The following is a 10,625-nucleotide window of genomic DNA, read 5'->3' as shown; positions in this document are numbered from 1 at the left end:
GGCAAGCTCCCTCGCCACAAAAAGCATTCCCCCTGCTGATTTAGCCGTGTGGCGCAGGTTTCGGCAGTTCGACGTTATCGAGCATCCGGTTCACCGCCAGCTCGGCCAGCATGACGATTTGCTGGATCGCCATGGCAGTGTGCCGGTTGGGACCTTCCAGGCGGGCGGCAAAGTCGCTGGTCATGATGCTGGCCTGGGCCAGGGATTCGCAGGTGTGGGCCAGCAGATCTTCGTCTTTCATATCCGGCATGATGGCGAACATCGTGCTCGGCTTACGAGCCGGCGGGGCTTTCAGGGCGGCGGGGTTTAGGTAGAAGTTGAGCGCGCGGTCGGCGGCTTCTTTGAGCTTTTTGGCGTCGAGGGTGGGGCTGTCGGTTTCTGGGGGATTCGGGGTTGCTTTGAACATAGTGGATCACCTTTAAGAAATGAGGCTGCCACTTTTTTCGTTTCCACACGAAAAGGTGACAGCTGTGCGCAGGGTGGAAAACCGAGCAAAGGCATAACCCCGGCAGACCCGAAGGTCTCCCGCACACAGCCGTCATAACTCAAAACAGCGACGATAAAAAACGCCGCAGTATGCCATGGGGCTATGCCTTTAAAACCTCGGGTTTCCACGCCCGATCGCTGATGTGCAGCGACACCCAAAGCCTATCCACCCCGTTTCCGACGGACAACCTTCAAAACCTGTCGGAAACATTCCCCAAAATCACTCGGTCTGTAGGACCACCACAGTCAAAGGTGGGAGTGAGCCTGCTCGCGATAGCGGTGGTTCAGCCTCCAGCAATGTTTAATGACAGACCGCTATCGGGAGCAGGCTCGCTCCCACAGGGGATCTGGGGTGCTTATAAGTCCAGCACCAACGGCTCAGCCCCCTGCGCCGGCACCGCACAACAAATCAGCACCTGCCCCGCCTCCGGCACTTCCGCCGGAGGCTGTGGATAATTCACCTGGCCGCTGATCAACCGGGTCTTGCAGGTGCCGCACGACCCGCCGCGACAACTGAATTCCGGGCGCAAGCCGCGGCTCTCCGCCAACTCCAGCAAACTGCCGCCGTCCGGTTGCCAGCGCGCTTCTTTGGCCGAACGCTGGAACACCACTGGCACCGAGGTCGTCGCGGCTGGGGGTTGTTCGATGACGATCGCATCCGGATCGGGGCGCCGACGCAATGTCGATGGGCCAAAGGTTTCGGCGTGAATTTGTGAATCGCGGATGTCCAGGTCCCGCAGCCCGTCGTATATGCCTTGGGTAAAACTCCCCGGACCACACAGGACAAAGTCCAATTGATCGTAGTCCTCAACCTCAAGGATCGACTGCAACAACGCCATGTCGATACGCCCGGTCAGGTCGAAGTCTTCGCCCTCCCGCGCCTCGGGTTCCGGTTGGCTGAGCAGGCGCAGCACGCGAACCGTGTCACCAGCCCCTTCAAGCAACCGATCCAGCTCGGAACGAAACGGTTGATCCGCCAAGGTCCGCGAACTCTGGAAGAACCACGTCGGCCGAATATGCCGGGTGCGCCAGCCCTGATAAACCACCTCGCGCACCATCGACAGCAACGGCGTGATGCCGACCCCGGCGGCCAGCAACACCAGTGGCCGACGCTCATGGGGCGCAACGGTGAAATGGCCCTGCGGCGCGCGAGCTTCGAGCACATCACCGACGCGGATCTGCTCATGCACGTGGGAAGACACCAAGCCGTCACGCTTCACGCTGATGCGGAAAAAATCATCGGACGGCGCACTCGACAGGCTGTAGGTGCGGATATGCGTCTCGCCGCCCACCTTAAAACGCAGCGGCAAATGCTGCCCGGCCTGGAACACCGGCAAACCGATGCCATCGGCAGGCTCCAGATAAACCGAGCGAATGTTTTGGCTTTCCGCCTCGATCCGCACCACCCGCAATGGCCGCCAGGCATCACCCAACGCCTGGGCTTGCAGGCGAGCAGCGGCCTGTTCCCAGGTGCCGGTCATCAAACTGTTCGGCGACATCCCATCGAACCGCCAGCGCAGGGCCAACGCCGCCGGCCGCCGCACCACGCGTGCAACCTCAAACGTCCACAAGCGCTCGGCGCCTTGAAAGGCTTCGACCTGCGGGCCTTCGAGGATGATCTCGGTGCGACCACTGAGTTGCAGCAGGTCACCCGATTTGAAGTCGACGAATAGCAAACCAGCCCGAGGGTTGAGCAGCAGGTTGCCCAAGGTGTTGAAGTGTAAGTTGCCGGCGAAGTCCGGAATGGTCAGGCGATTGCCTTCGATACGGACGAAACCGGGCTGGCCACCGCGATGAGAAACGTCCACCGAGCGTTGGCCGTCGACGTCCACATAACTGGCGACAAAGAACGTATCCGCCCCGGCGATCATCGCTTTGGCCGCGTCATCCAGCTCAAAGAGGTGCTGCGCCATGCGGGTTGAAGGATCCGCCAACGGCACCGTATGAAACTGGCGCAATTGAATATATTGCGGGCAGTTACCGAAGGACTGCTGCACCGAAACACCAAAGCCGCTCGCCGTCATGGCGCCGACCCGGCCGTTGAGCCGGTTGCGCCGCCGGGTGTGCAATTCGATGCCCAACAGACCAATCGCGTCCCCGGCGTGCAATTGCGCAGGGTCATCGGCTGCAGGCAGGCTGTCGAACTGCAACCCTGTAGGTGCAGGCGAATGCGCGAAGCCGGGCTGACCTTCGAGGATGCTGGCCCACGGATCGCCGTTGGCATCGACCGCGCCGTACAGCATGAACGGCAGTTGCTGATAGAACTGGCGATGCTGGTCTGGCATCTCGCTGCGAATCACCCGACGGCCGAGGGTGTCCATTCGCTCGGCAACACCCACGTGTTCCTGCATCTGCCGTTCGCCGGCGTGCCACGGTGAATGTTGCATGACAGGACTCCTTTTGGTGAAAGGATAAGACGCGAACCCACAGGGTTTGACGGGTATCAGGCAGTGGTCTGCAAACCCGCGACAGTGCGCGGCATGCCGACAAACCCAGGCAAGGCTTCAATCCGCGTCAGCCAGGCACGAACGTTGGCGTAGTCCGCCAGGGACACGTTGCCTTCCGGCGCATGGGCGATGTAGCTGTAGGCCGCGACGTCGGCGATGGTTGGCTCGTTGCCCACCAAATACTTGCTGTTAGCCAGTTCCTGATCGATCACTTTGAGCAGGTCGTGTGAGCGAGCGATCACTTCTTCGGCGTTGTAAGGCGCGCCAAACACCGTGATCAGCCGTGCTCTGGCGGGGCCAAAGGCAATCGGCCCGGCGGCCACCGACAACCAGCGCTGAACCTTGGCGGCACCGACCGGGTCGGTCGGCAGCCAGCGACCGTTGCCATATTTCTGCGCCAGGTACACCAGGATTGCGTTGGAATCCGCCAGCACCACGCCTTGATCATCCAGCACCGGCACCTGACCAAACGAGTTGAGCGCCAGGAACTCCGGCTGTTTGTGCTCGCCTTTAGCCAGGTCGACAAAGATCAAATCGGTCGGCAGTTGCAGCAGGGACAGCATCAACTCGGCACGGTGAGCGTGGCCGGAACGGGGGAAGTTGTAGAGCTTGATGGCGTTCATGATCGACTCCGCTGGGTGGTGGCGCCGATCAGACAATGATCAGCACCAATGGCGGCCATCATCCGCCTATCTCCAAATCAGCAGAATAACCAGCAAATGCAATCCATTGTTTCAGCCAATGCAATAAACCCCAAGCCCAGCACCGATCCTTGTGGGAGCGGGCTTGCTCGCGAAGACGGACTATCAGTCAACATCTTTGGAGAATATGAAATTGCCTTCGCGAGCAAGCCCGCTCCCACAGGTTCTGCGCTTACCCCAAGGCGGGATGTTCACGCAGCGCCCTCACCATAAAATCCACAAAGCTGCGAATCCGCGCCGGGGCTTTGCGCCCACCCTGGTAGACGATGTGAATCGGCAGCGGCGCCAGTTCAAAGTCAGCCAGGACGATTTCCAACTCACCGGCCGCAACTTTGCCCGCCACTTGATAGGACAGCACGCGGGTAAACCCCAATCCGAGGCATGCAGCGGTGATTGCAGCCTGATTGGCGGTGACCACCAAGCGTGGTTCCGGGCGAACGCTGATTGGCTGGCCTTTATCGAGGAACGGCCAGTTCCTGAGTTGGCCGATGGACGAAGTGGCGACAACCGGCGCGCCGGCCAGCTCCTCGGGATGTCGAGGTCGACCATGGGTTTGCAGGTAACCGGGCGACGCGCAGATCACCCGCCGCACTTCCCCCACGCGAATCGCATGCTGATTGCTGTCGGGCAAATCGCCGATACGCACCGCGACATCAATGCCCTCCTCGACCATGCTCACCACCCGATCAACCAGCAAGCCGTTGATCACGACTTCAGGGAATTGATCGAGGTAACGCACCATCACTGGCGTGACAAACAACTCGCCGAACAACACCGGCGCGGTGATCGTCAGTTGCCCACGAGGCTGGGCGTGGCTGCCCGCCGCCGAATCCTCGGCTTCCTGCACCTCGGAGAGAATTCTGCGACAGTCTTCGAGGTAACGCTGACCGGCCTCGCTCAAGTGCACGCTGCGGGTGGTGCGCGTCAACAGCAAGGTGCCGATGCGTTTCTCCAGCGCCGCCACCGCGCGAGTGACACTGGCCGCCGACATTCCCAAACGCCGTGCCGCCGCCGAGAAGCCTTGCTCCTGGGCGACGGCGGCGAAGACCTGCATTTCCTGGAAGCGGTCCATCGGTGAACTCCTGAGCACTAAAAAACGCGAGGCCGGGAGTTTCCGAATGACCCTGGATTCGCTGAAAGAGGGGTTTTGCTGGCATTCTGATTATTGTGACGTATAACCCTGAACGTTCACGCTTTCAATTGCTGAGACCGTCTGCCGATGCCTTCCATTTACCAACTCAAACCCGCATTCCAGAATTTGCTGCGACCGCTGGTTCAACGCTTGTTCGATAACGGCACCACCGCCAATCAGATCACCGTGCTGGCCGGGGTGATTTCGATCGTCGTAGGCATCGGAATCGCCTGTTTCGCCCAGCATCCGTGGGTGTTTGTGCTGATTCCCGTGTGGATGATCCTGCGCATGGCGCTGAATGCCATCGACGGCATGCTCGCCCGGGAGTTCGGCCAACAGTCGCGCCTCGGCGCCTACCTGAATGAGCTGTGCGATATCGTCGCCGACTGCGCGCTGATCCTGCCGTTTGCGCTGATTCCGGACGTGAGCCTGTTGATTGTGCTGTCGGTCACGCTGCTGGCGTTGTTCAGCGAGTACAGTGGCGTCCTCGGGCCGATGGTCGGCGCGTCGCGGCGGTATGACGGGCCGATGGGCAAAAGCGATCGGGCGTTTGTACTGGGCGTCGTGGCCACCGGCATCGCCATCGGCTGGATCAATGCGTTGTGGATTAACGTTGTGTTTGGGGTGGTCGCCGTCCTGCTGGCTTACACCTTGGTCAACCGGGTCCGTCAGGGCCTTAAAGAAGTGCAGGAAAACACTCCCTCGGCGTAAGGCCCCAAGCATAAGGACTCTCTAGCATATGGAGCATGCAATGCGCGAAACCCAGAATCAGACCTTCACCACCCACGACGGCGTTGAGCTGTTCTACCGCCACTGGCCGGCCACCGCTGCCAATCCGGATGAACCGCGCAAGGCTGTGCTGCTGTTTCATCGCGGCCACGAACACTCCGGGCGCATCGCCCACTTGGTGGATGAGCTCGACCTGCCCGAGTTCGACTTCTTTGCCTGGGACGCCCGAGGCCATGGCCAGTCGCCCGGTGCTCGCGGCGACAGCCCGAGTTTCGCCACCAGCGTGCGTGACGTGCAGACCTTTTGCGATCACCTGAACAGCGCCCACCAGATCGACGAAGAGAACATGGCGGTGATCGCCCAGAGCGTCGGCGCGGTGATTGTTTCGACCTGGGTCCACGACTACGCGCCGCGCATCCGCTCGTTGGTGCTCGCCTCGCCGGCATTCAAAGTCAAACTCTACGTGCCGTTCGCCCGTCCAGGCCTGGCGCTGATGCGCAAGTTTCGCGGCAACTTTTTCGTCAACAGCTACGTCAAGGCCAAGTTCCTCAGCCACGACCCGGAACGCGTGGCGTCCTTCGACAGCGATCCGCTGATCACCAAGGCGATTTCGGTGAATGTGTTGCTCGGCTTGTACGAAGCCGCTGACCGCGTAGTCGCCGATGCACAAGCGATTCAGGTGCCGACCCAATTGCTGATCTCCGGCTCGGACTTTGTGGTCCACCGCAAACCCCAGGAACAGTTTTTCGAACGCCTGGGCAGCCTGAAAAAAGAAAAACACATCCTCCCGGGCTTCTTCCACGACACCCTCGGTGAGCGGGATCGCGCCGTGGCAGTGGCCAGCGCCAAACGCTTCATCCTGCAAAACTTCGATTACCCGCTGGATCGTGCCTCGCTGCTCGATGCCGACAAAATCGGCCTGACTTGCGCCGAATCCGAATCCCTCGCCGCCCCGCTGCCGCACAACTCGTTGCGTGACCTGTACTGGCGCATGACCCGCGCCAGCATGCGTTTGGGCAGCAAGCTGTCCGATGGCGTGAAGCTCGGTTTCGACACCGGTTTCGACTCGGGCAGCACCCTGGATTACGTCTACCGCAACCAGCCCACTGGCAAGAGCGGACTGGGGCGGATGATTGATCAGAACTACCTGAACTCGATCGGCTGGCGCGGCATTCGCCAGCGCAAACTCAACGTCGAAGAACTGCTGCGCCTGACCATGGCCAAACTGCGTGAGGAAGGTCGCCCGGTACGGATCGTCGACATCGCCGCCGGCCATGGCCGCTACATTCTCGAAGCCTTGCAAGGCGTCAGCCCGCTGCCGGAATCGATCCTGTTGCGCGATTACAGCGACATCAACGTGCGGGACGGTGGCGCGCTGATTCGCGATAAAGGCCTGGGAGAGATCGCGCAATTCGTCAAAGGCGACGCCTTTGACCGCGCCGATCTGGCAGCGCTGGAGCCCAAACCGACGCTGGCGGTGGTGTCCGGGTTGTATGAGTTGTTTGCCGACAACACGATGGTCGGTGGTTCGCTGGCGGGCTTGGCCGAAGCGGTGGAACCCGGTGGTTATCTGGTCTATACCGGCCAGCCTTGGCACCCGCAGTTGGAGCTGATCGCCCGCGCCCTGACCAGTCACCGTCAAGGTCAGGCCTGGGTGATGCGTCGGCGCAGTCAGGCAGAAATGGATCAATTGGTGGAAGCGGCAGGTTTCCGCAAAATCACCCAGCGTGTGGATGAATGGGGGATCTTCACCGTGTCCCTCGCGCAACGGGTGCAATGATGCGCGACGCCTCAACCTCAAGAGAGCCGGGGTTGCTGAAACCGGCCGTGCTCTGGCTACTGCTGCTGGCGCCGCTGTTTTTCGCCAGCTACGGTTTTGCCACATGGGTGACGAACCAGCGCAGCGACGTCGGTACGTTCGTTTTCGATTGGGAAAGCGCCATGCCGTTCTGGGCGTGGACCATCGTCCCCTACTGGACGATTGATCTGCTGTACGGCTTTTCGCTGCTGCTGCCCAACAGCCGCCATGAACTCAAACGCCACGCCTTGCGCTTGCTCAGCGCTCAAGTAATCGCGGTCAGTTGTTTCCTGTTGTGGCCGCTGCGCTTCACCTTCGACCGGCCGGAACTGGACGGGGTGTTTGGCTGGCTGTTCGCAGTGCTGGCGGGGTTCGACAAGCCGTTCAATCAGGCGCCGTCGCTGCACATCGCTCTGCTGGTGATTTTGTGGGTCATGTACCAACGGCATTCCCAAGGGTTGTGGCGGTGGCTGGTGCACGGCTGGTTCGCGCTGATCGGTATTTCGGTGTTGACCACTTATCAACATCACTTTATCGACTTACCCACAGGCGCCCTCGCCGGTTGGCTGTGCGTGTGGTTGTGGCCGCTGGATCGGCCCAGCCCATTCAGTAGCCTGCGGTTGGCCAAGGATTCGAAACGCTGGCGCCTGGCATTGCGCTATGCCTTGGGCGCTGCGGTATTTGCCATTCCAGCCTTTGGCTTGGGCGGCGGATGGTTGTGGCTGACCTGGCCAGCCGTGGCGTTATTGATGGTGGCGCTCAATTACGCGCTGCTGGACGCCGCCGGGTTTCAGAAACGCGCCGACGGGCGCCTGACCCCGGCCTCCCGTTGGTTGTTTGCGCCTTACGTGGCGGCGGCGTGGATCAATTCACGGCTGTGGACCCGCAAGCATCCACAACCCAATGAGGTTGTGGATAACGTTTGGCTCGGCAGGCTGCCCGACGCGGAGCAACTGGCGCCGTTTAAAGCCGTGGTCGATCTTTGCGCCGAGCTGCCGCTCAATCCGCGAGGCCGCGCTTATCAAAGCATTCCGGTGCTCGACCTGACGGCACCCAGCGCTGAGCAATGCCTCGCCGCCGCCCAAGCCATTGAACAACTGCGCCAGCAAGGCCCGTTGCTGGTGTGCTGTGCGTTGGGTTATTCACGCAGCGCCACGGCGGTCGCCGCGTGGTTGCTGCACAGTGGGCGCGCAACGACGGTCGATGCCGCCGTGGCGATGATTCAAGCCGCACGTCCGCACGTGGTGCTGCATCCGGCCCATCGCCAAGCCCTGGAGAACGCCTATGCCGGCTGATATGGAATTGCAGATGGTCGCCAGTCTGCTGCGCCGGGGCCGTACCCTTGATCAGTTATCCACAGGGCTGACGCTGCTCGGTGTGTTATTCGGCTTGCTGCAATTGTTGTTGATCACTCCGGTTGCACTGGGGTTGATCCTCAGTGCCTGGCTGATCGTCGTGGGTCTATTGCAAAAATACTGGGCGCTGCGAGTCGCCTTCGATGCTGAACTGTTTGAGCTGGTCGCCCGTGACGCCGACGCCTTGCCGGACCGAACTCAAGCCCTCGACCAGGCCTTGCAAAACCTCGGCCTGCAACCGGCCAACCGTGCTGGCCGGCCCTGGGCCGAACGTCAGCGCGGAGCGTTGAAACTGCTGCGTAACCAGGCTGTCCTGCTGGCCGCGCAGGTGTTGCCCACATTAGCCGTTATCCTCGCCAGCCCTTGGCTGTCCTTCACCGGATAAGGAAATCATTTATGTTCGAACCTGTGGTCGCCACCCTCATCACCTCCATGGCCCGCACCGTCACCGGCGCCCGCAGCCTGTGGATGGGCTGCGCGCCGGAACCGGTGCAGCGGATTTATTTCGCCAACCACAGCAGCCACGGCGACTTCGTGCTGCTCTGGGCCTCGCTGCCTCCCGCCCTGCGCAAACTCACGCGGCCGGTGGCGGGCAGTGATTACTGGAACAAAAGCGCCGTGCGCCGCTACATCATCAGCCGGGTGTTCAACGGCGTGCTGATTGACCGCGAACGCAAAGACCCTGTGGATAACCCGTTGCAGCCGATGATCGATGCCTTGGAGAAAGGTGATTCGCTGATCATCTTTCCCGAAGGCACGCGCAATCTGGAAGACGGCTTGTTGCCGTTCAAAAGCGGTTTGTATCACCTGGCCAAAAGTTACCCACAGGCCCAAGTGATTCCGGTGTGGATCGCCAACCTCAATCGGGTCATGCCCAAGGGCCGGGTGCTGCCGTTGCCGCTGCTGTGTACCACCAGTTTCGGCGCGCCCCTGCAATTGGCTGAAGACGAGAGCAAAGAGCAGTTCCTTACCCGCAGCCGCGACGCGCTGCTGGCCCTCGCCCCGGAGCATTCCTGACATGGATAGACAAACCCTGATGCTCTTCGGCGGGATCGGCATGATCCTGGTGCTGGCCTCGTTGATCGGCCTGATCCTCAAGTTGCGCACCCGCGGCACGCCCAATCCAGTGGTCGACAACCTCAACGCCCGCATCAACGCCTGGTGGGTGATGGTGCTGGTGATCGGCATCGCCTTTTGGCTGGGCACCGGCGCGGTGATCCTGTTGTTCTACGCAGTGTCGTTCTATGCGCTGCGCGAATTCCTCACCCTCACGCCGACCCGGCGCAGCGATTACCCGGCACTGGTAGCGGCGTTTTACCTGGCGTTGCCGCTGCAATACCTGCTGATCTATTTCGATTGGTATGGCCTGTTTTCGATCTTTATCCCGGTGTACGTGTTTTTGCTGCTGCCGATCCTCGCGTCCCTCGGCGGCGACAGCACGCACTTCCTCGAACGTGCATCGAAAGTGCAGTGGGGCTTGATGATCGCGGTGTTCTGCGTGTCATTCGTGCCAGCACTGCTGACCCTGGACATCGTCGGGTATGAAGGCCGCAACCTGCTGCTGATCGCCTATCTGGTGATCGTGGTGCAGCTGTCGGATGTGCTGCAGTACGTCTGCGGCAAGCTGTTCGGCAAACACAAAATCGCGCCCAACCTGTCGCCCTCTAAAACCGTCGAAGGCTTTGTCGGCGGCGTGCTGCTGTCCTCGCTGATTGGCGCCGCGTTGTGGTGGACCACACCGTTCAATCCGTGGCAGTCGTTTTTAATAGCGCTGTTGATCAACCTGCTGGGCTTTGCCGGCGGCATCGTGATGTCGGCGATCAAACGCGATCGCGGCGTGAAGGATTGGGGGCACATGATCGAAGGTCATGGCGGGATGCTGGATCGGCTGGATTCGGTGTGTTTTGCGGCGCCGATTTTCTTTCATCTGGTGCGGTATTGGTGGACTTGAGAGCCCTGATCTAAAAGCCTCGCAAC

General features: G+C 60.9%; 10 protein-coding genes. 6 read left to right on the top strand and 4 right to left on the bottom strand.

Features of this window, described 5'->3' with window-relative positions:
- Positions 1-40 precede the first annotated feature (40 nt).
- The 4 genes from AC1MEW_RS03345 to AC1MEW_RS03330 all read right to left on the bottom strand — a co-directional run bounded on the left by AC1MEW_RS03345 (position 41) and on the right by AC1MEW_RS03330 (position 4,706).
- Entirely contained in the window at positions 41-406 is a 366-nt protein-coding gene (locus AC1MEW_RS03345; protein WP_322270053.1) for a DUF6124 family protein, read from the bottom strand.
- Between the two features lie 436 nt (positions 407-842).
- Positions 843-2,873: a pyridoxamine 5'-phosphate oxidase family protein gene (locus AC1MEW_RS03340; RefSeq protein WP_480425402.1), complete on the bottom strand. Its 2,031-nt coding sequence runs from the start codon at positions 2,871-2,873 to the stop codon at positions 843-845.
- A 56-nt stretch (positions 2,874-2,929) separates the two neighbouring features.
- Positions 2,930-3,556 (bottom strand): glutathione S-transferase family protein, encoded by a 627-nt coding sequence (locus AC1MEW_RS03335; protein ID WP_480425400.1) that lies wholly within the window; start codon positions 3,554-3,556, stop codon positions 2,930-2,932.
- Between the two features lie 250 nt (positions 3,557-3,806).
- Complete coding sequence (locus AC1MEW_RS03330; RefSeq protein WP_322270056.1) at positions 3,807-4,706, bottom strand: LysR family transcriptional regulator; 900 nt, start codon at positions 4,704-4,706, stop codon at positions 3,807-3,809.
- 147 nt (positions 4,707-4,853) lie between these two features.
- Between AC1MEW_RS03330 and AC1MEW_RS03325 the strand changes: the two genes are divergently transcribed.
- From AC1MEW_RS03325 to AC1MEW_RS03300, 6 genes are read left to right on the top strand one after another with little or no spacing between them, the layout of a single operon-like run.
- On the top strand, positions 4,854-5,477 hold the full coding sequence (locus tag AC1MEW_RS03325; RefSeq protein WP_201255021.1) for a CDP-alcohol phosphatidyltransferase family protein: 624 nt from the start codon (positions 4,854-4,856) through the stop codon (positions 5,475-5,477).
- A gap of 40 nt (positions 5,478-5,517) precedes the next feature.
- Positions 5,518-7,275 carry a bifunctional alpha/beta hydrolase/class I SAM-dependent methyltransferase gene (locus tag AC1MEW_RS03320; protein WP_480425399.1) on the top strand — a complete coding sequence of 586 codons (1,758 nt, stop codon included), beginning with the start codon at positions 5,518-5,520 and terminating at the stop codon, positions 7,273-7,275.
- Complete coding sequence (locus tag AC1MEW_RS03315; RefSeq protein ID WP_322270058.1) at positions 7,275-8,588, top strand: phosphatase PAP2/dual specificity phosphatase family protein; 1,314 nt, start codon at positions 7,275-7,277, stop codon at positions 8,586-8,588. Before AC1MEW_RS03320 ends, AC1MEW_RS03315 begins: the two co-directional genes overlap by 1 nt.
- Positions 8,578-9,033, top strand: a complete 456-nt coding sequence (locus AC1MEW_RS03310) for a hypothetical protein (RefSeq protein ID WP_322270060.1) — start codon at positions 8,578-8,580, stop codon at positions 9,031-9,033. The genes AC1MEW_RS03315 and AC1MEW_RS03310 overlap by 11 nt, the downstream gene beginning before the upstream one ends.
- Before the next feature lie 11 nt (positions 9,034-9,044).
- The gene (locus AC1MEW_RS03305; protein ID WP_480425398.1) at positions 9,045-9,665 is read left to right on the top strand and encodes a lysophospholipid acyltransferase family protein; all 621 of its coding nucleotides are present in this window, start codon (positions 9,045-9,047) and stop codon (positions 9,663-9,665) included.
- A gap of 1 nt (position 9,666) precedes the next feature.
- Entirely contained in the window at positions 9,667-10,599 is a 933-nt protein-coding gene (locus AC1MEW_RS03300) for a phosphatidate cytidylyltransferase (protein WP_322270062.1), read from the top strand.
- The last annotated feature ends 26 nt before the right edge of the window (positions 10,600-10,625 follow it).

Source organism: Pseudomonas sp. ASL4 (assembly GCF_056680395.1).
The sequence above is the reverse complement of the archived record's forward strand: the minus strand, read 5'-3'. Positions and strand labels throughout refer to the sequence as shown.